The organism is Stenotrophomonas sp. KH_036_B (assembly GCF_057839485.1).
In genome coordinates, this window is sequence record NZ_CM174491.1 from 1,437,069 (window position 1) to 1,458,295 (window position 21,227).

Sequence of the window (21,227 nt, forward strand, 5' to 3'; positions counted from 1 at the left end):
CGACCTCAGTAGGAGATGGTGGCGGTGACCGTGTCCTGGTAGCTACCGGTAGCGGCGTTGTTCACGCTGGGATTGGCCACCTGGCCATAGACGTTGTAGGGCACCGCAAGGCCGGTCCCCGTGGCGGCAACGGTATTGGTGCCGGTCGTGGCACCCCATACCGTGTTGTGGCCGGCATCCTGGTACAGCTGGTAGCCCACGAAGTTGTTGGTGGTCACCGCCGCATTGGTGTTCTTCATGCGGCGGGTGGTGACGTCGTTCGCGGTGCCCGGGTTGGAGCCGGCATTGAGCGCGATGGTGTATGGCGTCAGCGCCGAGCACTGCGCGGTGATCGTGCCCTGCGCGTTGGACGGGGTGGTGGCGGTGGACAGGGCCGAGCCGAAATCGACGTCGGTCGCCGCGGCGGCCGTGATCGTGCAGGCCTTGGTGATGATGATCTTGACGTTGAACGTGGTGGTATCGGCCGCAATGGCGGGCGCGGAGACGGCCGCCAGGCCAAGGCTGAACAGCAGGGGTCGCAGGGATCGCATGGGTTTTCTCCTTGGACTGAGGTCCTGGATGAACGAATCGATGCCGCCGTACTGCAGGGGGAGGGCGCCCGGAGGCGCTGACCCTCTTATAAGAGCGGGGTTGTAGGGGGGATGTGACGAAAACTGGCCGGTTTTCACACTTTTTACGTTGCGGGCGGGGCGGCGGCGCCTCCGGGACCCTCACCGGCCCGAACACGGGCTGTCAGCGTTCCAGCAATTCCCGTTCAGAATGGCTCCGGATCGGCGATAATGGCCGGCATGAGCGTGAATCTGAAAACCCCCCAGGAAATCGAACTGATGCGCATCGCCGGCCGGCTGGCCAGCGAGGTGCTCGACATCGTCACCCCCCACGTCAAGCCGGGCGTGACGACCGAAGAGCTGGACCGCATCTGCCACGACCACATCATCAACGTGCAGAAGGCCACGCCGGCCAATGTCGGCTATCGCGGCTTCCCGAAAACGGTCTGCACGTCGGTCAACAACGTCATCTGCCACGGCATCCCCAGTGAAGCCAAGGTCCTGAAGGACGGCGACATCGTCAACATCGATGTGACCGTGATCAAGGACGGTTGGCACGGCGATACCAGCCGCATGTATTGCGTCGGCACGCCGTCGACGATGGCCAAGCGCCTGGTGGATACCACGTACCAGGCGATGTGGGCCGGCATCCGCGCGGTGAAGCCGGGCGCGACGCTGGGCGACATCGGCCATGCGATCCAGTCGCTGGCCGAAGGCGAGCGCTTCAGCGTGGTGCGCGAGTATTGCGGACACGGCATCGGCAAGGTCTACCACGACGAACCGCAGGTGGTTCACTACGGACGTCCCGGCCAGGGCCTGGTGCTGCAGCCGGGCATGACCTTCACCATCGAGCCGATGATCAACGAGGGCACCCGCTACAACAAGGTGCTTCCGGATGGCTGGACCGTGGTCACCAAGGACCGCAAGCTGTCGGCGCAGTGGGAGCACATGATCGCGGTCACCGAGACCGGCGTGGATGTGCTGACGCTGTCGCCCGGCGAATCGCAGGTCTGAGCATGCTGCCGGCGAGCCCGACCCTGGACGCGCCGGCCACCGTCGTCGCCGACCCCGAGTGGGCCGCGGAGGCGCGCCAGACCCTGCAGCAGGCCGATGCGCGCCTGTACCGCCGCTTCGACCAGGGCGACAACATCGAGCGCCTGCTGGCGCTGCGCGCGCGCGCAGCCGATCACCTGATCCGCCTGGCCTGGCAGCGCTGCGTGCCGGCCGGTGCCGGCCTGGCGCTGTTTGCCGTGGGCGGTTACGGACGCGGCGAGCTGTTCCCGCGCTCGGACATCGACCTGCTGGTGTTCGGGCCGACCGCCGCACAGCGCGCGCATGAAGGTGCGCTGGCGCGCCTGTTCGCCCTCCTGTGGGATTGCGGTCTGCCGGTGAGCCATGCGGTGCGCTCGGCGCAGGAATGCGTGCAGGCCAGTGCCGATCAGACGGTCCTCACCGCGTTGATCGAAGCACGCCCGCTTTCCGCGGACGACGCGGCGCGGCAGGCCCTGAAGCAGGCCGTCAATGCCGACGGTCTGTGGCCACCGCGCGACTTCTTCCTGGCCAAGCGCGACGAACTGCTGGCGCGCCATCAGCGTTTCGGCGACACCGCCGACAACCTGGAGCCGGACATCAAGGACGGCCCGGGCGGGCTTCGCGATCTCAATACGCTGGGCTGGATGGCACTGCGCGCGTTTGGCGTGCGCGAGCTGGAAGCGCTGGTCGGGTTGGGGCATCTGGGCCCGGACGAGGCCGCCGCGTTGAAGCGCGAGCGCTGCGCGTTGGCGCAGCTCCGCTTCGGCCTGCACCTGGTGGCCAACCGGCCCGAAGAACGCCTGCGGTTCGACTACCAGAAGACCCTCGCCACGCGGCTCGGTTTCGTTGACGACGTCGAGAGCCTGGCGGTCGAGAAGATGATGCAGGGCTTCTACCGCAGCGCCACCGTGGTGCGGCGGATCAGCGACCGGTTGCTGCAGCGTTTCGAAGAGCAGTTCGACGGCGAGGCCGTGCCCGAGCCGGTCAGCGTGGGCTTCTCGCTGCGCCGCGGCTACCTGGCCGCGAACGACCCGAGCTGGCCGCAGGGCGACATCGAACAGGTGTTCGCGTTGTTCGCCAGCTGGGCCTACAACCCCGACGTGCGCGGCCTGCATTCGCTGACGGCGCGCGCGCTGGCCGAATCGCTGGCCGACCTGCCGCCCTACGAACAGGCCGGGGAGAAAGCGCGCGAGCAGTTCATGGCGCTGCTGCGCAGCCCGCGTGCGGTCGATACGCTGGCCCGCATGGCACGACTGGGCGTGCTGGGTCAGTGGATTCCCGCCTTCGCGCAGGTCTCCGGGCGCATGCAGTTCGACCTGTTCCATGTGTACACGGTGGACCAGCACACGCTGATGGTCCTGCGCAACATCGGCCTGTTTTCCAGCAGCCGTGCCGACGAGCGCTTCTCGATCGCACACGAGGTGTGGCCGCGCCTGCGCAAGCCCGAGCTGCTGCTGCTGGCCGGGTTGTTCCATGACATCGCCAAGGGCCGTGGCGGCGATCACTCGGAGCTGGGCGCGGTGGACGCACGCGCGTTCTGCCAGGCGCATGGCTTGAGTGCATCCGACACCGAACTGGTGGCGTGGCTGGTGGAACAGCACCTGCGCATGTCGGTGACCGCGCAGAAGCAGGACATCTCCGACCCGGACGTGATCCATCGCTTCGGCAGCCTTGTTGCCAGCCGCGACCGCCTGGACTATCTCTACCTGCTGACCTGCGCCGACATCGCCGGGACCAGCCCGAAGCTGTGGAACGCCTGGAAGGACCGGCTGCTGGCCGACCTCTATTTCGCGGCGCGGCGCGCGCTGCGCGACGGCCTGGAAAACCAGATGCCGGCCGCCGAACGCGTGCTGGAGGCGCGCGACTCGGTGCGTGCGCTGGTGCGCGAACGCGGCTATGACGATGCCACCATCGACCGCCAGTTCACGGTGATGCCCGACGAGAGCTTCATCCGCCTGCGCCCCGAGCAGCTCGCCTGGCAGGCCGCCGCGCTGGTGCCGCTCAAGCAGGGCCAGACCCTGGTCAAGGTGCGCCGGATCAGCGCCGATGACGATGCACTGGAAGTGTTCGTGCATTCTCCCGACCGCGATGGCCTGTTCGCCGCGATCGTGATGACCCTGGACCGCAAGGGCTACGGCATCCACCGTGCGCGGGTACTGGACGGTCCGGTGGAGACGATCTTCGATACCTTCGAGGTGACCCCGGCCGACAGCTTCGCCGACGGCGACCCGGTGCGGCTGGAAGCGGCCCTGCGCGATGCGCTGGCCGGCGACCTCACCCGGTTGCGTCCCTCGCGGCGGGTGATTCCGCGCCAGTTGCGGCATTTCCGTTTCGCGCCGCGGATCGAGTTCCGCGATGCCAACGACAACGACACCGGCGGCACGCGCTTCAGCCTGGTCGCACCCGACCGCCCCGGGCTGCTGGCCGACGTCGCTTTCGTGTTGCGCAACCAGGGCCTGCGCGTGCATGACGCGCGCATTGCCACGTTCGGCGAACGCGCCGAAGACATGTTCGTGATCAGCGATGAGCACGACCACCCCCTGACCGACACCGCCAGGCAGCAGCTGCACGACGCCATGCTGGCCTGCCTGGATCCTGATCGAAACGCCGGAGACCCCCACTGATGGCCACCAAGCCTGCCAAGAAGACTGCCGCCAAGACCGCGGCGGCCAAGACCACCGCTGCCAGCGCCACGCCCGCGCCCGCCGTGAAGAAGCCGGTTGCGGCCAAAAAGGCCGTCAAGAAAGCCACCAGCCCGGCCGAGAGCGCGGCCAAGCGCAGCGCCAGCCGCGACGCCAACATCGCGCGCAAGTCGCTGCGCAAGCCGGCCACGCCGGGCGTGGAAGAACTCAAGTTCGGTATTGAAAGTGCCTTCGAGCGCCGCGCCACGCTGACCCTGCACGAACTGGAAGGCTCGACCAAGCCGCTGGTCGGCCGGGTCATCGACGGCCTGGAAACCGGCGAATTCCGCGTTGCCGAGCCGGATGGCCACGGTGGCTGGAAGGTCAACGAGTGGCTGAAGAAGGCGGTGCTGCTGTATTTCCGTGTCAACGACATGGCCGTGGTCGATGCGCGTCCTGCGCCGTTCTGGGACAAGGTCGAATCGCGTTTTGCCGGGTTCGATGAAGCCAAGTTCCGCCGCGCCGGCGTACGCGTGGTACCGGGCGCGATCGCCCGTCGTGGCAGCTACTTCGGCAAGGACGTGGTGCTGATGCCGAGCTTCACCAACATCGGCGCCTACGTGGGCGAGGGCACCATGGTCGATACCTGGGCCACGGTGGGTTCGTGCGCGCAGATCGGCAAGCATTGCCACCTGTCCGGCGGTGCCGGCATCGGCGGCGTGCTGGAGCCGCTGCAGGCCAGCCCGACCATCATCGAGGACCACTGCTTCATCGGCGCGCGTTCGGAAGTGGTGGAAGGCTTCGTGGTCGGCCACCACAGCGTGATCGGCATGGGTGTGTTCCTGGGCCAGAGCACCCGCGTCTACAACCGCGCCACCGGCGAGATCAGCTACGGTTCGGTGCCGCCCTACAGCGTGGTGGTCTCCGGCCAGCTGCCGTCCAAGGACGGTTCGCACTCGCTGTACTGCGCGGTGATCGTCAAGCAGGTCGATGCAAAGACGCGCAGCAAGACCAGCGTCAACGACCTGCTGCGCGGCCTGGCCGACTGAGTCCCGCGATGACGACCACCGTCTACGGATTGAAGAACTGCGATACCTGCAGGAAGGCCACCAGGTGGCTGGACCGTTTCCAGGTGCCGTACACCTTCGTCGACTACCGCGAGCAGAAGCCTTCGCCGGAGACCCTGATCGACTGGGCCGCCCAGGCCGGTGGTTTTCCTGCGTTGATCAACCGGTCCTCCACCACGTGGCGGCAGCTGCCCGAGAACCGCAAGGCGGCCGACTCCGAGGCCGAATGGAAGCTGCTGCTGCGCGAGTACCCGCAGCTGATCAAGCGGCCGGTGCTGGTCAGCGCCGACGGCGTGATGACCCAGGGCTTCTCGGACAACGGCTTCAAGCAGCGGTTCGGAGTGGGCGCGTGAACGACGTCGTTGCCTTGACCTGCGACCTGATCGCGCGTGCCTCGGTGACCCCCGAGGACGCCGGTTGCCAGGCAGTGCTGGCCGGGCGGCTGGAGCGCGCGGGTTTCCAGTGCGAGCACCTGCGGCTGGGCGAGGTCGACAACCTGTGGGCCACCCATGGCGCCGGTTCGCCGGTGCTGGTGCTGCTCGGCCACACCGACGTGGTGCCGGCCGGGCCGGTGTCGGCGTGGACCAGCGATCCGTTTGACCCGGAGATCCGCGACGGCGTGCTGTACGGGCGCGGCGCGGCGGACATGAAAGGCAGCGTGGCCGCGTTCGTGGTCGCCGCCGAACAGTTCGTCGCGGCGCATCCCGATCACCCTGGCACGCTTGCGGTGCTGCTGACCAGTGATGAGGAGGGTGATGCCATCGACGGCGTTCGCCGCGTGGCCGATCTCTTCCGCACGCGCGGCCAGGCCATCGACTGGTGCATCACCGGTGAGCCGTCGTCCACGGCGGTGCTCGGCGATCTGCTGCGGGTGGGACGTCGCGGCAGCCTGTCGGCCACGCTGACGGTGAAGGGCGTGCAGGGGCATGTGGCCTATCCGGACAAGGCGCGCAATCCCATCCACCTGGCGGCGCCCGCGCTGGCCGAGCTCACTGCCCGGCAGTGGGACGACGGCTTCGAGAGTTTCCCGCCGACCAGCCTGCAGGTGTCCAACCTCCAGGCCGGCACCGGGGCCAACAACGTGATTCCCGGCGAGCTGCGGGTGCTGTTCAACCTGCGCTACAACCCGCACTGGAATGCGCCGGTGCTGGAGCAGGAGATCGCCGCGCTGTTGGACCGCCATGCGCTGGACTACACCCTCGCATGGCATCGCAGCGGCGAACCGTTCTATACGCCGGAAGGCACGCTGCGCCGGGTAGCGCGTGAGGTGCTGGGTGAGTTCGCCGGCGGCCCGCCGGAGGAAAGCACCGGCGGCGGGACCTCGGACGCGCGCTTCATCGCGCCGCTGGGCGCGCAGTGCATCGAGGTGGGGCCGGTGAATGCCAGCATCCACCAGGTCGATGAGAATGTGCGGGTCGCGGATCTGGAGCGGCTGCCGGCGCTGTACCTGCGGCTGGTGGAGCGGTTGCTCAGTTGAGCTGGCAACGGGGTACAACCGGCTGATCGCAACGGGCAGATCACAACCGGCCGATGACAACCGATCGATGACAACCGATCGATGACAACCGATCGATGACAACCGATCGATGACAACCGATCGATGACAACCGATCGATGACAACCGATCGATGACAACCGATCGATGACAACCGATCGATGACAACCGATCGATGACAACCGATCGATGACAACCGATCGATGACAACCGATCGATGACAACCGACCGATGACAACCGATCGATGACAACCGACCGATGACAACCGACCGATGACAACCGACCGATGACAACCGACCGATGACAACCGACCGATGACAACCGACCGATGACAACCGACTGGGTAGAGCCGACTGTTAGTCGGCTGCCGTTTGCCGGAACAGCCGACTAACAGTCGGCTCTACCCAGTCGGCTCCACGCAGTTGGTCGTTCCCACCCAGCCATTCCCACCCTGCCATCACGCCACGATCAACCCGAACGCGGCCAGCGCCGCCGCGGCCTGGCGCTGCGAGATCACCGCCTTCTTGAAGTGCTTGCTGTCCATCACGTTCAGCCCGGTGATGTCGGTGCCGCGCAGGTCCGCGCCTTCAAACCGGGTCAGCCGGGTCTGCGCGTTGCGCAGGCTGCCGCCCTCGAACACCGCGTCGCGGAAGTCACAGCCGGAGAGTTCGGCGTCGGAAAAATCCATGCCCTCCAGCTGGGCCTTGCGGAACGACAGGCCGCGCAGGTCGGCGCTGACCAGCAGGCAATCGCGGAATTCCAGCGCCCAGCCGGTCACTTCCTGCAGGTGCGCGCCGGTCAGCTTGCAGTCCTCGAAGCGTACCGAAGACAACGTCGCGCGACGCCAGTGACTGTTGTTCAGATCGCAGTGCGAGAAGCGCGCATCACTGAGCAGGGCTGAACTGAAATCGCACTGGCCACCGCGGCATTTCGTCCACTGGCTCTCCTCCAGCGACCCCGCCAGCCAGCAGGCGCCGGCGACCGAGCAGTGGTTGAACTGGAATCCATCCATGTCCAGCCGCGAGAAGTCGCCGTTGTCGAACGTGCAGCCTTCGAACACGGCCGCGCGTGGATGCGCAGCCACGATGGCCTGCATGCGTTCGCGGGTGATGGTCTCGTCGCGGAAAGTGGCGGTATTCATGCCGCTATTCTGGGCGATGCCAAGGCGAAGAGGCAGACTTGAAAGCGCTCGCGCGGTGTGTACAGCCTGCGCTGCCGCGCCCTCAGTCAAACGTCCAGAACGGCGGCTCGATGGTCTTGCGCCAATACGTCTCGCCGGCCAGGTAGAACCGCTGTGCATACGCCTTCGCGAACCAGCCGGCGGCCGCATCCACATCGCGCGCCACGCCCGCTCGACCGCGGCCCAGCAGCAGGCCGCTGAAATACTGGCCATGGACATTGCCCTGTGCCGCCGCCTGCCCGTACCAGTGCAGGGCCTGTTCGCCATCGCGAGGCAGCCCCATGCCGGTTTCGTACAGGGTGCCGAGATCGACCTGCGCATCTGCGTCGCCACGACGTGCACGCGCCTGGATATCGAGCACCAGCGGGTGCGTCACGCCGTCCTTCGGCGCAATGGCCTGGGGCAGCCGCGAGGATTCCGACGACATGCGGTGGTAGATCGTCGCGCGCAGATCCCAGCGCAGCGCGCTGGCCGCGTCACCGCGGTCGCGGTAGAACCTGGCCAGCATCAACATGGCCATCGGGTTGCCGTGCGCGGCGGCGGCGCGATACCAGCGCTCGGCGCGGCGCGGGGACGGGCGCAGCGCGGCGCCCTGCACGATGTTCGGTCCGCTGCCGTGCAGCAGCTCACCGTGGGTCCAGATCCGGCCCAGCGCTTCTTCGGCCTGGCTGTTCTGGAACGTCCAGGGCGTGACGGCGGCAGCACGCTCGTAGGCGCCCACCGCACGCGGATCATTGAAGGTCTCGTAGGTCCGGGCCGCGTCCAAGAGGCTGTCGACGCTGCCGTCCGCTGCTGCGGTCTCCAGCGACTGGGCGATGCTGGCCGGGGTCCGTAGGGGGGCCGTGCCGCAGGCGGCCAGGGCGAGGCTGAAGGCGACGACGCCAAGCCGCAGGGCGGTGCGTCCGATGCAGGGGTTCATTCCGGTCCGGTGCTGCAGAAGGGGCATGATTATCGCCCCCGACAACCGAAGGTTGCCATCGCAACAGTTGCACCCCGCGAAAAACCGGGGTACGGTCGATCCATGTCCACGCTCCTGGCCACCGCCGTCAACACCACCAACCGCAATAATCTGCGCGCGAATAATCGTGCGCGGCCAATGCGGGACTGCGACCAGGGCTAGAACAAGCAACAAACGCCCGGACCCCAGAAAACCCGCATCGGCCGATGCGGGTTTTTTTTTGGCCGATCGGATGCAGAGACGACGTGTATTCCCCCATCATCAGGAGCTGTTCCCATGTGTTCGATCTTTGGAATGTTCGGCCTGCAGGCCGGCGATGACCTCGCGGCACTGCGCCGCCATGCGCTGGACCTGTCGCAACGCCAGCGGCACCGTGGCCCGGACTGGAGCGGTGTGTATGTCGACGCCGGCGCCATCCTCGTCCACGAGCGGTTGGCCATCGTGGACCCGGCCGGCGGCTCGCAGCCGCTGCTGTCCGAGGACGGCCGCCTGGCGCTCGCGGTCAACGGCGAGATCTACAACCATCGCGAACTCAAGGCCGAGCTGGCCCAGCCGTACGCGTTCCAGACCGGCTCGGACTGCGAAGTGATCAACGCGCTGTACCAGCAGGACACACCTGCATCGTTCCTCAACCGCCTCAACGGCATCTTCGCGTTCGCGCTGTGGGACCGCGACCAGCAGCGGGTGCTGATCGCGCGCGATCCGATCGGCGTGGTGCCGCTGTACTGGGGGCACGATGCGCACGGCAGGCTTGTGGTGGCGTCCGAGCTGAAGTCGCTCGTCGACATCTGTGCCGATGCCGCGCAGTTCCCGCCGGGTCACTGGTACGACAGCGCGACCGACACGCTCACCCGCTACTACGAGCGACCGTGGCGCGACTACGACGCGGTCGAGGGCGTCGAGGCCGACCGGGCCGCGCTGCGCGACGCCTTCGAGCGCGCGGTGCACCGCCAGTTGATGACCGACGTGCCGTACGGCGTGCTGCTCTCCGGTGGCCTGGATTCGTCGTTGGTGGCCGCCGTGGCCGCGCGCTATGCCCGCCACCGCATCGAGGACGGCGATCAGAGCGAGGCCTGGTGGCCGCGGCTGCATTCGTTCGCGATCGGCCTGAAAGGCTCGCCCGACCTCGCCGCGGCCGCCATCGCCGCCGAGGCGCTGGGCACCGTGCACCACGGTTTCGAATACACCTTCGAGGAAGGCCTGGATGCACTGCCGGAGGTGATCCGCCATGTGGAAACCTACGATGTCACCACCATCCGTGCGTCGACGCCGATGTTCCTGCTGGCACGGCGGATCAAGGCGATGGGGGTGAAGATGGTGCTGTCCGGTGAGGGCAGCGACGAGATCTTCGGCGGCTACCTGTACTTCCACAAGGCACCCAACGCGCGCGAGTTCCACGAAGAGCTGGTGCGCAAGCTCGATGCGCTCAACAACTACGACTGCCTGCGCGCCAACAAGTCGATGATGGCCTGGGGCGTGGAGCCGCGCGTGCCGTTCCTGGACCGCGAGTTCCTCGACGTGGCCATGCGCATCGATGCGCGCCACAAGATGGTGGGGCAGGGCGCAAACGGCGCGCGCCGGATAGAGAAGGCGGTGCTGCGCGAAGCGTTCGAGGGTTACCTGCCCGATTCGATCCTGTGGCGGCAGAAGGAGCAGTTCAGCGATGGCGTCGGCTACGGCTGGATCGACGGCCTCAAGGCACACGCCGAGACGCAGATCAGCGACCGGGTGATGGCCGCGGCGGACAAGCGCTTCGTACACAACCCGCCGCAGACCAAGGAGGCCTACTACTACCGGCACGTATTCGAGCAGTTCTTCCCGACCCAGGCCGCGGCCGAGACCGTGCCCGGCGGGAAGTCCATTGCCTGTTCGTCGCCCGCGGCGATCGCGTGGGACGCCAGCTTCGCAGCCATGGCCGACCCCTCCGGCCGCGCCGTGGCCGGCGTGCACGAGCAGGCCTTGGCGTAACAAGGCCGGGGGGCTGGCATCGGGTAGTGCCGGCCGCTGGCCGGCTCCTCGTACGCCACGCATCGCGCGCAGCCGGCGTAGTGCCGGCCGCTGGCCGGCTCCTCGTACGCCAGGCATCGCGCGGAGCCGGCCAGCGGCCGGCACTACCGGGTAACATTCGCTCCTCATGCATTGGGGAATGTTCATGGACGTACAGACCGGAGGCGACGTGCCGCGGATGAAATGGGGTTGGCACTACCTGGCCTGGGCCGGGATTCCGCTGGTCATCGGCCTCGCACTGGCGCGCTACGCCGGGCCGGAGCTGCCGGCCGCCGCAGCAAAGGCGGAGGCCGTGGTCGGCAGCGACTGGGCCCACCACCTGGCGTCGCCGCTCGGCCTGTTCCTGCTGCAGCTGCTGGTGCTGCTGGTCGTCGCCAAAGGCGCCGGTGCGCTGCTGAAGCGGCTGGGCCAGCCGGCCGTGATCGGCGAAATGGCCGCGGGACTGATGATGGGGCCGCTGGTGCTGGGCAGCCTGCTGCCCGACCTGCACAGTGCCCTGTTCCCGGCCAGCTCGCTGGGCCCGCTGGGCATGCTGAGCCAGCTGGGCGTGCTGATGTTCCTGCTGGTGGCCGGGGCCGAGCTCGACCTGGGCGGGCTGCGCGGCCGCCGCCGTTTCGCCTTTACCGTCAGCCATGCCGGCATTGCCGTGCCGTTCGTGCTGGGCGTGCTGCTGGCGATCTGGCTGTTCCCCGAACATGGCCCGCAGGGCGTCAGCTTCACTGCGTTCGCGCTGTTTGTCGGCATCTCGCTGAGCATCACCGCGTTCCCGGTGCTGCTGCGCATCCTGGCTGATCGGGGCCTCACCCACACGCCGCTGGGGCAGACCGCCATCGCCTGTGCGGCGCTCGGCGATGCCACGGCATGGTGCCTGCTGGCGCTGATCGTCGCGGCGGCGCAGGCGACCGGCTGGGTCCCGGCCAGCCTCAGCCTGCTGTGCGTGGTGGCGTTCATCGCGCTGATGCTCGGCCTGGTCAAGCCGTGGTTCTCGCGCCAGGTCATCCGACCGGGCAGCGAAGGCCGCTGGCTGCTGGGCGTGCTGCTGCTCTCGCTGGCCAGCGCGCTGGTCACCGAGGTGCTGGGCATCCATGCGCTGTTCGGCGCGTTCGCCGCGGGCGTGGCGGTGTCGTCCAATGCACAGCTGCGCACGCTGTTGATCGAGAAGGTCGAGCCATTCGCCGTCACCCTGCTGCTGCCGTTGTTCTTCGCCATGACCGGCCTGCGCATGCGCGCCGATGCCTTGCAGGCCAGCGACCTGCTGCTGTGTGCGGTGGTGATCGCGGTGGCCACGCTGGGCAAGCTGTTTGGCACCTGGAGCGCGGCACGCAGCGCGGGCATGCAGAGTCGTGAGGCATGGAAGCTGGGTGCGCTGATGAACACCCGTGGCCTGATGGAGCTGATCGTGCTCAACCTGGGCTATGAGCTGGGCTTCCTCGGCGACCGCCTGTTCGCCGTGCTGGTGATCATGGCGCTGGTCACCACGGCGATGACCGGGCCGCTGCTGAGCGGGATGGAGCGCTGGAAGGCGCGCCCCTGACCGCAACGGCGGGATAGGCGGCGCCGGGATACACGACGGCGGTATGCACCGCGGCCGGATACACGACGGTCGGATACACGACGGCGGGATACACGACGGTCGGATACACGACGGGGTAGAGCGGACTGTTAGTCCGCTGCTCTACGCGTGGCCGGTGAGGGCATCGCCAACGGCAGCGGACTAACAGTCCGCTCTACAGTCCGCTGCTCTGCGCGCGGCCGGTGAGGGCATCGCCAACGGCAGCGGACTAACAGTCCGCTCTACCGTCCGCTGCTCTACGCGCGGCCGGTGAGGGCATCGCCAACGGCAGCGGACTAACAGTCCGCTCTACCGTCCGCTCTACAGTCCGCTCTACCGTCCGCTCTACAGTCCGCGCTACGGCTCGAGCACCAAGGTGTAACGGGCTTCGCCCGGCAGGAACGGCGTCGGCGTGCCCTGCACCCAATCCTCGTGTCCTGCCCCCCAGAACGGCGACAGCGGATGCCCGCTCTGGCCGCCGGGCATGTGGATCAGGCCCTGGTCCTCGTGCCCGGGCGATACCACCATGCGCTGCGAAGCGCCGAATGCCGGTCCCTGTACGCGCGGCATGTCGCGGTCGCCGGGCAGGCCATCGGCCGGCATGCACAGCCACGGCCGCGCGAACGCGGGCAGGGCGCGGCTGATCGGGTGGCAGATGGACGCCGTGTTGCGCTCGCCCCAGGTGCGCCTGGCCAGGTCCGGCCCCTGTCCGGCCAGCTCGGCCTCCGCCTGGCGCGCCGCATCGGCCAGCAGCGCGTCCCAGTCCTTGTACGGTGGCGGCAGCAGATGCGCAGGCCGCTCCGTGACCAGCGGCCACAGCACCCCTTCGATCTGCGCCAGCTTCGGCTCCAGGTACGCCGCGCCCAACGTCGCTTTCGCCTGTGCCAACAGGCCGGCGGACACGATGTCCTGCACCTTGCCGCGGAATCCGCGCGTGATCCGGTAGCTCACCGCATCGGGCGCCGCGCGGCCCTCCCAATGGCGGCTGGCCACCTCCAGCCGCTTCAGCGCCGGATCGTCGCTGTGTTCGACCACCTGCCGCAGCACACCCCACCACCGTTCCAGGAACACCGCGCGGTCGTCCAGCTGGATGGCCAGCAGGTCGTTCTCGTTGAAGCGTTGTTTCGCCAGGAGGTCGTCGCGGATCTGCCGGCCGCGCGCGCCCAGGTCATAGCCGGCATTGCCGGCGACCGCGAGGTCGGCCCCATCCAGCACGCGCCCGTTGGCGGTCCACAACCGCTGCGTGGGTGGGTCGACCAAGGCGGGTGAGTGGTCGCTGCGGATTGACCAGGGGGCGCAGGTCGCGGGCGCGACGGAGGTGGCGCCGTTCGGCGGGCACTCCGCCGCACGGTCGGGGCGTGCGCCGATCAGGCGCCACGCGATCCGGCCGTGCTGGTCGGCCAACAGCAGGTTCTGGGTCGGAATGCCGGCGCGGTCGGCGATCCGCAGGGCGTCGTCCAGGTCCCGCGCACGCGCCAGGTGGGCGAAGTCCAGGCGCACCGCACCGGGCAGCTGGGCGGTCCAGCGCAGTGCCTCGCCGCTGCCATCCGCACGCTCGTGCAGCAGCGGCCCCCACGCGCTTTCGCGCACGCGCAGCATCACATCAGGCTGGCCGGCAACCTGGATCCGCTCCTGGTGCGTGGTGATGCCGCCCGCACCGGCCGGTACGGCCACGTAGTCGGCATTGTCGATGTAGCTGTTGGTGAAGCCCCAGGCGACATGCCCGTTGCTGCCCACCACGATGGCCGGCAGGCCCGGCAATGAGAAGCCGCTCGCATCCACCTTGCCGCCGGGCGCGTCCGGATCGGGAAAACGCACGCGCACGCGGAACCACAGGTTCGGTGCGCGCAGGCCCAGGTGCATGTCGTCGGCCAGGATGGCGCGGCCATCGGCGGTCAGCGCACCGGCCACCGCGAAGTTGTTGCTGCCGTGCACGTCCGCGTCCGCCGCTTTCCCGGCCGCTGCCGAACCTTGATCCTTACCCAATCGCACTGCGTCCGCGTCCGGCAACACGGCATTGCCGCGCGCCTCACCGAACAACGGCGCATCCCATTCGCTGCCATCGTGGCTGAGCAGCGCATACAGCGCCGGCGGCACCACGTCACGGATGCGGCGCATCGCCAGTTCGTTCTGGTTGGTGGGGTCCTGCAGGTCCGCATACATCGCCAGCCCGGTGAGCACCGAATCGGTGGCGGTCCATGCGGCCGGCGCCTGGCGCAGCAGCAGGTACGGCCACGGGCGCACGCGCAGGTCCTGGAGGCCACTGTTGACGCCTTCCACATACGCCTGCACGACCTGCGGGCGGTCACCCATCGCCACAGCAAGATGGGCGTCGGTGCGCGCGCGCAGGCGGTGCGCGCGCATGCGCTGGTCCATCGGCACGGCGGCCGGTCCGAACAGCGCCGACAGCTCACCGGCGGCGGAGCGGCGCATCAGGTCCATCTCGAAGTAGCGTTCCTGCGCGTGCACCAGGCCCAGGGCGCGCATCGCATCGGCTTCGCTGCCGGCGTCGATGGTGACCACGCCCAGCGCATCGCGGGTAACGCTGGCCCGCCCCTGCAGCCCGGTGAGGTGCTGTTCCCCGTCAAGCGTGGGCAGGCTGCCGCGCAGCAGCCACCACACCAGGCCGATCACGACCAGCACCAGCAGCACCAGACCCCACGCACCCCGCTTCAGCCAACGACGCATCCCGGCTCCCTGAAAACCACGTAAGGCCGGGGCGTGCCCGGTTATCCACCCTGCGGTGGAACGCGTTGCCGCCGGCCCCGACTGCGCCTGCGCATGCAACTGATTCCGATTAGATCACGGCGGTCCGGGATAGGGCACCATGGCCCCATCGATTCACTGGAGACCCCCCATGAAAGGCCATCCCGACGTCATTGCCTGCCTGAAGGAGCTGCTGCGCGGCGAGCTGGCCGCGCGCGACCAGTACTTCATCCATTCGCGCCGCTACGAGGACCAGGGCCTGTTCGCCTTGTACGAGCGCCTCAACCACGAGATGGAAGAAGAGACCCAGCATGCCGATGCGCTGCTTCGCCGCATCCTGTTCCTGGGCGGCGATCCGGACATGCGCCCGCACGTGTTCGCGCCCGGCGTGACCGTGGAAGAAATGCTGCGGAAGGACCTGGACACCGAGTACAGCGTGCGCGACAACCTGGCCGCCGGCATGAAGCTGTGCGAACAGCACCAGGACTACGTGAGCCGCGACATGCTGCTGGTGCAGCTCAAGGACACCGAGGAAGACCACGCCTGGTGGCTGGAGCAGCAGCTGGGCCTGATCAAGCGCCTCGGCCTGGCCCTGTACCAGACCAGCAAGATCGACGCGAAGGGCACCGCCGCGCATTGAGTGCTTTCCGGGACCTGCATGCCAGCCAGCGTCTGCCAGCACGCCGCAGGAACCTCGCCCGCTTTGGAGCGACTGGGTAGAGCCGACTAACAGTCGGCTCTACCGTGCAACCAAACGAAAAACGGCCGGGTTTCCCCGGCCGTTTTTTCATGTCCGTCGCAAGGACATCATTCCACCGACAATCCTTCCACCTTCTGCCAGCCACGCGGCAGCAGATGCCCACGCGTCGCACGCGTGCCCAGGTACGTGTCCAGATCCTTGAACGACAGGTTCATGGTGCGCGCGCCGCTGCGCACCAGCAGCGTGTTGCCGGGGCTCACCGATACCACCGCGACCACCCGCTCGGTGGCGAGCTTGGCCTTGGGGATGTCGATGATCTTGTTGCCCTTGCCCTTGTCCAGTTCCGGCAGGTCGGTGGCCGCAATCGCCAGCAGGTTGCCCGAACTGGTGACCGCCACGATCCGGTCGGTGTCCGGGTTGGCGACCACGGCCGGGGTCAGCACCTTGGAACCGGAGGTCAGGTTGAGCATCGCCTTGCCGGCCTTGTTGCGGCCGGTGAGGTTCTCGAAGCGCGTCACGAAGCCGTAGCCATGCGTGGATGCCAGCACGAAGCGGGTGGTGTTCTCGCCACTGGCCAGGGTCATGAACGCACTGCCCGGGGCCGGCGAGAAGCGGCCGGTGAGCGGTTCACCGTTGCCGCGCGCCGAGGGCAGGGTGTGGATCAACGTCGAGTAGGCGCGGCCCTCGCTGTCCAGGAACGCCACCTGCTGGGTGCTGCGCGCGCGCACCGAACCCAGCAGCGCGTCACCATCACGGTAGGACAGCGTGGACGGGTCCATGTCGTGGCCCTTGGCCGCGCGGATCCAGCCCTTCTCCGACAGCACCACCGTCATCGGCTCGCTCGGCACCAGCTCGGTCTCGTCGATCGCCTGCGCCGCGCCCCGCTGCACCAGCGGCGAACGCCGCGCATCGCCGAACTTCTTCGCGTCGGCCACCAGCTCGTCGCGGATCAGCTTGCGCAGCTTGGTCTTGCTGTCCAGGATCGACTGGATCCTGTCGCGCTCCTTGGCCAGCTCATCCTGCTCGCCGCGGATCTTCATTTCCTCCAGGCGCGCCAGCTGCTTCAGCTTGGTTTCCAGGATGTACTCGGCCTGGTCGTCGCTCAGCGCAAAGCGCGCGATCAACGCCGCCTTGGGCTCGTCCTCGGTGCGGATGATGTGGATCACTTCATCCAGGTTGAGGAACGCCACCAGCAGGCCTTCCAACATGTGCAGGCGGCGCTCGACCCTTTCCAGGCGGTGGGTCAGGCGCCGGGTCACGGTGGTGCCGCGGAACTGCAGCCACTCGCTGAGCAGCATCTTCAGGTTCTTCACCTGCGGACGCCCGTCCAGCCCGATCACGTTCATGTTGACCCGGTAGCTGCGCTCCAGGTCGGTGGTGGCGAACAGGTGGCCCATCAGCTGTTCGGCATCGACCCGGTTGGAACGCGGTATCAGCACCACCCGCACCGGGTTGGCATGGTCGGATTCGTCGCGGATGTCTTCCAGCCACGGCAGCTTCTTGGCCCGCATCTGCGCGGCGATCTGTTCGATCACCTTCGATGGCGAGACCTGGAAGGGCAGCGCGTTGATCACGATGTTGGTGCCTTCCTTGAGGAAGGTAGACCGCGCGCGCACGCTGCCGTAGCCGGTTTCGTACATGCTGCGCAGGTCGGCGGCCGGGGTGATGATCTCGGCCGCGCTTGGGTAGTCCGGGCCCTTCACGTGCTCCAGCAGGTCGGCGATGCTCGCCTCCGGATCGTCGAGCAGGTGCAGCAGCGCACTGACGATCTCGTTGAGGTTGTGCGGCGGCACATCGGTGGCCATGCCCACGGCGATGCCGGTGGTGCCGTTGAGCAGCAGGTGCGGCAGGCGTGCCGGCATCCACGTCGGCTCTTCCAGGGTGCCGTCGAAGTTCGGGGTCCAGTCGGTGGTGCCCTGGTTGATTTCGCCCAGCAGCACTTCGGCGATCGGGGTCAGCTTGGATTCGGTGTAACGCATCGCCGCGAACGACTTGGGATCGTCAGTCGAACCGAAGTTGCCCTGGCCTTCGATCAGCGGGTAGCGGTAGGAGAACGGCTGGGCCATCAGCACGAGCGCCTCGTAACACGCGCTGTCACCGTGCGGGTGGTATTTACCGATCACGTCGCCGACGGTGCGCGCGGACTTCTTGGGCTTGGAGCCGGCGTTCAGCCCCAGCTCGCTCATCGCATAGATGATGCGGCGCTGCACCGGCTTGAGGCCATCGCCGAGGAACGGCAGCGCACGGTCGAGCACCACGTACATCGAATAGTCGAGGTACGCCCGTTCGGCGTACTCGCGCAGGGGCAGCTGTTCAAAGCCGTGGAAGGCGGGGCGGGCAAGATCGGTCATGCGGCATTGTTACCTGTGGCAAGGGACGGCGACGGCTGACGCCCTCGCAGGCGGTCGATTATCCGGATGCGGCGGGGGATGCCAAGCCGCGTGTTGCAGGCAGGGGGTGGCTGCCGCGCGCCAGGTAGCGTCCGGGCGGACTGCCGAAGTGGCGGCGGAACACGGTGACGAAGGCGCTGGGGCTGCTGAAGCCCAGTTCGTGGGCGATGGCCGAGACGCTGGCGCCGTCGGACAGGCGGCGCAGCCCTTCGGCCAGGCGCGCCTGCTGGCGCCACTGCGCGAAGCTCAGCGTGGTCTCGTCGCGGAAGTGGCGGGTCAGGGTGCGCGGCGAGAGCCCCGCCCACTGCGCCCACTGCTCCAGGCTGCGGTCGTCGGCGGGCTCGGCGATCAGCTGCGAGGCAATCCGCAACAGGCGGCGGTCGCGCGGCATCGGCAGGTGGGTGCGCTGGCGCGGGGCATTGCGCAGTTCATCGAGCAGCACTTCCATGATGTGGCGCTGTGCGGGCGTCGCCTCGGCGCTGGGCGCCCAGGTGGTCACCCGCAGCGCCAGGGCCTGGAGCAGGTCGGAGATGCCCACCACGCAGGGCTCGGCGGGCAGGTCCCGGGCCAGCGCCGGGGCGATGATGACCCCCCAGCCGCGCAGCGGCCCGCGGATATCCACGGTGTGCGGTTCCCCGGGCGGCATCCAGCCCGCGCAGCCGGGCGGCATCGACCACGTGCCGTGGCGGGTGCGCACCGTGAGCAGGCCCGCATCCACGCAGATCAGCTGGGCCCGGTGGTGTTCGTGCCAGTCGACCTCGCGTTCCAGCCCGCGCGGGCTGTCCACCCGGAAGCCCAGCACGCCCAGCCCGTCGTCGCGCTCGAACCAGTCGAGCACGTCGCTGCGGATCTGGACGCCGGGCGCGTCCGTTGGCCTGAAAGTGTTATCCATTGTCCATATTGTAATACCGGGCCAGTCAGCGCCGCCATTAAGGTAGCGCCTCCCATCGTTCCATCTGCTGCAACACAGCATTTTGTTCCAATTTAAATATTTCTATTGAGAAATATATTTTTTGGAACAAAATACGCACCCATGATCTGCCCTGATGCCAATCCCCCCAGCTTCGGCCTGCTGCTGCGCCAGGTGCGCGACGGCCTGGTCCGCCAGCTCGACACGTCGATGGCCGAGGAAAACCTCGGCATCGGCTTCACCCACTACCTGGGCCTGAAGGTGTTGTCGGCGCGTGCGCCGTGCACCGCCAACGAACTGGCCCAGGCCCTGGACCAGGTGCCCAGCGCGGTCACCCGCCTGCTGGACAAGCTGGAAGCGCTCCACTGCGTGCGGCGCGAGCCCCACGCGCAGGACCGGCGGGCGCTGCAGATCGTGCTTACCGATGAAGGCCGCCAGCTGTGGGCCCGGCTGAAGCAGCGGGGCGACCAGACGATGGACGACGCCATGCGCGACCTGTCTTCGGACGAACGCGCGCACCTGCTTTCCCTCATGACCCGTGTACGTGACTCCCTCAATACGCCATGACCTCTTCAACTGATCGCACCTCATCGCTGCGGCCCCTGCGCCCGGTGCTGCCGGCCGTGCTGGCGCTGGCGCTGGCCGCCTGTGCCAGCACCGGTGGCCTGCAACCCCAGGGCCAGCTGCTCGACGCCGACAGCCTGCAGACCCAGCGCACCCTGGCCGGCCACTCCCTGAGCCCGGCCGCCTGGCCCGCCACCGACTGGTGGCGCGCACTGGGCGACCCGCAGCTGGACGCACTCATTGCCGAAGGCCTGCAGCGCAACCCGGGGCTGGACGCGGCCGACGCGCGCCTGCGCCAGGCACGCTCGCAGATCGGCACCGCGCATGCCGATCGCCTGCCCAGCCTGTCCGCATCCGGTGGCTACACCGGCGTGCGACTGCCCGAATCGATGGTCGGCGATGAGCTGGGCGGCAGCTATGCCGGCAGTGGCCAGGCCTATCTCAGCTTCAGCTATGGCATCGACCTGTGGGGCGGCAAGCGCGCCGCCTGGGAAGCGGCCGTGGACAGCGGCCATGCCGCCGAGGTGGATGCACAGGCGGCGCGCCTGAACCTGTCGGCCGGCATCGCCGAGGCATACGCGCAGCTGGGCTTTGCCTGGCAGCTGCACGACGTGGCCAGCGAAGAGCTGGCACGCTCGCAGAAGACGTTGACCCTGACCCGCCAGCGTCGCGCGGCCGGCATCGACAGCGACCTGCAGACCCGCCAGGCCGAAACCCGCATCCCGGCCGCGCAGCAGCAGCGGCAGGCCGCACAGCAGCAGATCGACGAGGCCCGCACCGCGCTGGCCGCGCTGGTCGGGCAGGGCCCGGATCGCGGCCTGCAGATCGAGCGGCCGCAGGTGCTCGATCCGTTGGCGCTGCAGCTGCCCGGCGTGCTGCCGAGCGAACTGCTGGGTCGCCGCCCGGACATCGTCGCCGCGCGCTGGCGCGTGGAGGCGGCCGGTCGCGAGATCCATGCGGCCAAGGCGAAGTTCTATCCCAGCCTCAACCTCACCGCACTCGGCGGCGTGGTGTCCAGTGAAGTGGACCAGCTGCTCAAGAGCGGCTCGACGTTCGCCTTCATCGGCCCGGCGCTGAGCCTGCCGATCTTCGACGGGGGCCGCCTGCGCGCCAACCTGGACAAGACCGATGCGGCGTACGACCTGGCCGTGGCCGACTACAACCAGTCGGTGGTCAACGCGCTGCGCGATGTCGCCGACCAGGTCAACGCGGTGCGCTCGCTGGCCGACCAGGCCGCCTCGCAGGCGCAGGCCGTGGCCACCGCGCGTGCCGCCCACGATCTGGCGCAGCAGCGCTACAAGGCCGGCATTGGCAGCTACCTGGACGTGCTCAGCGTGGAATCGCAGCTGTTGCAGTCGCAGCAGCAGCTGGCCTCGCTGCAGTCGCGGCAGATCCTTGTTTCGGTACGGCTGAGCCAGGCACTGGGCGGTGGCTTCACCCCGTCCGGCGACGCCGCCACGCTCGCCACCGCCCCCGAATCCACGCATTCCTGAGAT

At 68.1% G+C, this 21,227-nt stretch carries 16 protein-coding genes; 10 read left to right on the forward strand and 6 right to left on the reverse strand.

What is annotated here, in order from left to right:
* Positions 1-5 precede the first annotated feature (5 nt).
* Entirely contained in the window at positions 6-530 is a 525-nt protein-coding gene (locus tag AC3ITN_RS06595) for a Csu type fimbrial protein (RefSeq protein ID WP_489392421.1), read from the reverse strand.
* Positions 531-788: 258 nt separating this feature from the next.
* On the opposite strand from AC3ITN_RS06595, the gene map reads away from it, so the two are divergent.
* The 5 genes from map to dapE are packed head-to-tail and all read left to right on the forward strand — an operon-like array spanning position 789 to position 6,745.
* Positions 789-1,562, forward strand: coding sequence for a type I methionyl aminopeptidase (map, locus tag AC3ITN_RS06600; RefSeq protein WP_313348676.1), 774 nt, complete (start codon positions 789-791; stop codon positions 1,560-1,562).
* A gap of 2 nt (positions 1,563-1,564) precedes the next feature.
* Entirely contained in the window at positions 1,565-4,204 is a 2,640-nt protein-coding gene (locus AC3ITN_RS06605; protein WP_489392422.1) for a [protein-PII] uridylyltransferase, read from the forward strand.
* Positions 4,204-5,250 carry a 2,3,4,5-tetrahydropyridine-2,6-dicarboxylate N-succinyltransferase gene (gene dapD, locus AC3ITN_RS06610; protein ID WP_489392423.1) on the forward strand — a complete coding sequence of 349 codons (1,047 nt, stop codon included), beginning with the start codon at positions 4,204-4,206 and terminating at the stop codon, positions 5,248-5,250. Before AC3ITN_RS06605 ends, dapD begins: the two co-directional genes overlap by 1 nt.
* Positions 5,251-5,258: 8 nt before the next feature.
* Complete coding sequence (locus tag AC3ITN_RS06615) at positions 5,259-5,621, forward strand: arsenate reductase (protein ID WP_489392424.1); 363 nt, start codon at positions 5,259-5,261, stop codon at positions 5,619-5,621.
* Positions 5,618-6,745, forward strand: coding sequence for a succinyl-diaminopimelate desuccinylase (gene dapE / locus AC3ITN_RS06620; RefSeq protein WP_489392425.1), 1,128 nt, complete (start codon positions 5,618-5,620; stop codon positions 6,743-6,745). Before AC3ITN_RS06615 ends, dapE begins: the two co-directional genes overlap by 4 nt.
* Positions 6,746-7,221: 476 nt before the next feature.
* Here the strand turns inward: dapE and AC3ITN_RS06625 are convergent, their stop codons facing one another.
* Both AC3ITN_RS06625 and AC3ITN_RS06630 read right to left on the reverse strand, forming a co-directional pair.
* Positions 7,222-7,905, reverse strand: coding sequence for a pentapeptide repeat-containing protein (locus AC3ITN_RS06625; protein ID WP_313348670.1), 684 nt, complete (start codon positions 7,903-7,905; stop codon positions 7,222-7,224).
* Positions 7,906-7,987: 82 nt separating this feature from the next.
* Positions 7,988-8,863: a tetratricopeptide repeat protein gene (locus AC3ITN_RS06630; protein WP_489392426.1), complete on the reverse strand. Its 876-nt coding sequence runs from the start codon at positions 8,861-8,863 to the stop codon at positions 7,988-7,990.
* 315 nt (positions 8,864-9,178) lie between these two features.
* Between AC3ITN_RS06630 and asnB the strand changes: the two genes are divergently transcribed.
* Positions 9,179-10,870 carry an asparagine synthase B gene (gene asnB / locus AC3ITN_RS06635; protein WP_489392427.1) on the forward strand — a complete coding sequence of 564 codons (1,692 nt, stop codon included), beginning with the start codon at positions 9,179-9,181 and terminating at the stop codon, positions 10,868-10,870.
* Between the two features lie 178 nt (positions 10,871-11,048).
* Positions 11,049-12,443 carry a cation:proton antiporter domain-containing protein gene (locus AC3ITN_RS06640; protein WP_489392428.1) on the forward strand — a complete coding sequence of 465 codons (1,395 nt, stop codon included), beginning with the start codon at positions 11,049-11,051 and terminating at the stop codon, positions 12,441-12,443.
* Between the two features lie 375 nt (positions 12,444-12,818).
* Here AC3ITN_RS06640 and AC3ITN_RS06645 read toward each other — a convergent pair whose 3' ends face one another.
* Positions 12,819-15,149 (reverse strand): penicillin acylase family protein, encoded by a 2,331-nt coding sequence (locus tag AC3ITN_RS06645; RefSeq protein WP_489392429.1) that lies wholly within the window; start codon positions 15,147-15,149, stop codon positions 12,819-12,821.
* 169 nt (positions 15,150-15,318) lie between these two features.
* Here AC3ITN_RS06645 and AC3ITN_RS06650 point away from each other — a divergent pair, with 169 nt between their 5' ends.
* Positions 15,319-15,807 (forward strand): bacterioferritin, encoded by a 489-nt coding sequence (locus tag AC3ITN_RS06650; protein WP_489392430.1) that lies wholly within the window; start codon positions 15,319-15,321, stop codon positions 15,805-15,807.
* A 167-nt stretch (positions 15,808-15,974) separates the two neighbouring features.
* On the opposite strand, the gene parC is transcribed toward AC3ITN_RS06650, so the two are convergent.
* Positions 15,975-18,218, reverse strand: a complete 2,244-nt coding sequence (gene parC / locus AC3ITN_RS06655) for a DNA topoisomerase IV subunit A (RefSeq protein WP_489392431.1) — start codon at positions 18,216-18,218, stop codon at positions 15,975-15,977.
* A gap of 58 nt (positions 18,219-18,276) precedes the next feature.
* Entirely contained in the window at positions 18,277-19,149 is an 873-nt protein-coding gene (locus AC3ITN_RS06660) for an AraC family transcriptional regulator (protein ID WP_489392432.1), read from the reverse strand.
* 141 nt (positions 19,150-19,290) lie between these two features.
* Here AC3ITN_RS06660 and AC3ITN_RS06665 point away from each other — a divergent pair, with 141 nt between their 5' ends.
* Together AC3ITN_RS06665 and AC3ITN_RS06670 are read left to right on the forward strand one after the other, a co-directional pair.
* On the forward strand, positions 19,291-19,734 hold the full coding sequence (locus AC3ITN_RS06665) for a MarR family winged helix-turn-helix transcriptional regulator (RefSeq protein ID WP_313348655.1): 444 nt from the start codon (positions 19,291-19,293) through the stop codon (positions 19,732-19,734).
* Positions 19,731-21,224 carry an efflux transporter outer membrane subunit gene (locus AC3ITN_RS06670; RefSeq protein WP_489392433.1) on the forward strand — a complete coding sequence of 498 codons (1,494 nt, stop codon included), beginning with the start codon at positions 19,731-19,733 and terminating at the stop codon, positions 21,222-21,224. Before AC3ITN_RS06665 ends, AC3ITN_RS06670 begins: the two co-directional genes overlap by 4 nt.
* Positions 21,225-21,227: the final 3 nt, after the last annotated feature.

Bases quoted from the DNA above. Each gene is read 5' to 3' on its own strand.
- AC3ITN_RS06595 (WP_489392421.1), bottom strand. From the start codon at position 530: ATGCGATCCCTGCGACCCCTGCTGTTCAGCCTTGGCCTGGCGGCCGTC.
- map (WP_313348676.1), top strand. From the start codon at position 789: ATGAGCGTGAATCTGAAAACCCCCCAGGAAATCGAACTGATGCGCATC.
- AC3ITN_RS06605 (WP_489392422.1), top strand. From the start codon at position 1,565: ATGCTGCCGGCGAGCCCGACCCTGGACGCGCCGGCCACCGTCGTCGCC.
- dapD (WP_489392423.1), top strand. From the start codon at position 4,204: ATGGCCACCAAGCCTGCCAAGAAGACTGCCGCCAAGACCGCGGCGGCC.
- AC3ITN_RS06615 (WP_489392424.1), top strand. From the start codon at position 5,259: ATGACGACCACCGTCTACGGATTGAAGAACTGCGATACCTGCAGGAAG.
- AC3ITN_RS06625 (WP_313348670.1), bottom strand. From the start codon at position 7,905: ATGAATACCGCCACTTTCCGCGACGAGACCATCACCCGCGAACGCATG.
- AC3ITN_RS06630 (WP_489392426.1), bottom strand. From the start codon at position 8,863: ATGAACCCCTGCATCGGACGCACCGCCCTGCGGCTTGGCGTCGTCGCC.
- asnB (WP_489392427.1), top strand. From the start codon at position 9,179: ATGTGTTCGATCTTTGGAATGTTCGGCCTGCAGGCCGGCGATGACCTC.
- AC3ITN_RS06640 (WP_489392428.1), top strand. From the start codon at position 11,049: ATGTTCATGGACGTACAGACCGGAGGCGACGTGCCGCGGATGAAATGG.
- AC3ITN_RS06645 (WP_489392429.1), bottom strand. From the start codon at position 15,149: ATGCGTCGTTGGCTGAAGCGGGGTGCGTGGGGTCTGGTGCTGCTGGTG.
- AC3ITN_RS06650 (WP_489392430.1), top strand. From the start codon at position 15,319: ATGAAAGGCCATCCCGACGTCATTGCCTGCCTGAAGGAGCTGCTGCGC.
- parC (WP_489392431.1), bottom strand. From the start codon at position 18,218: ATGACCGATCTTGCCCGCCCCGCCTTCCACGGCTTTGAACAGCTGCCC.
- AC3ITN_RS06660 (WP_489392432.1), bottom strand. From the start codon at position 19,149: ATGGATAACACTTTCAGGCCAACGGACGCGCCCGGCGTCCAGATCCGC.
- AC3ITN_RS06665 (WP_313348655.1), top strand. From the start codon at position 19,291: ATGATCTGCCCTGATGCCAATCCCCCCAGCTTCGGCCTGCTGCTGCGC.
- AC3ITN_RS06670 (WP_489392433.1), top strand. From the start codon at position 19,731: ATGACCTCTTCAACTGATCGCACCTCATCGCTGCGGCCCCTGCGCCCG.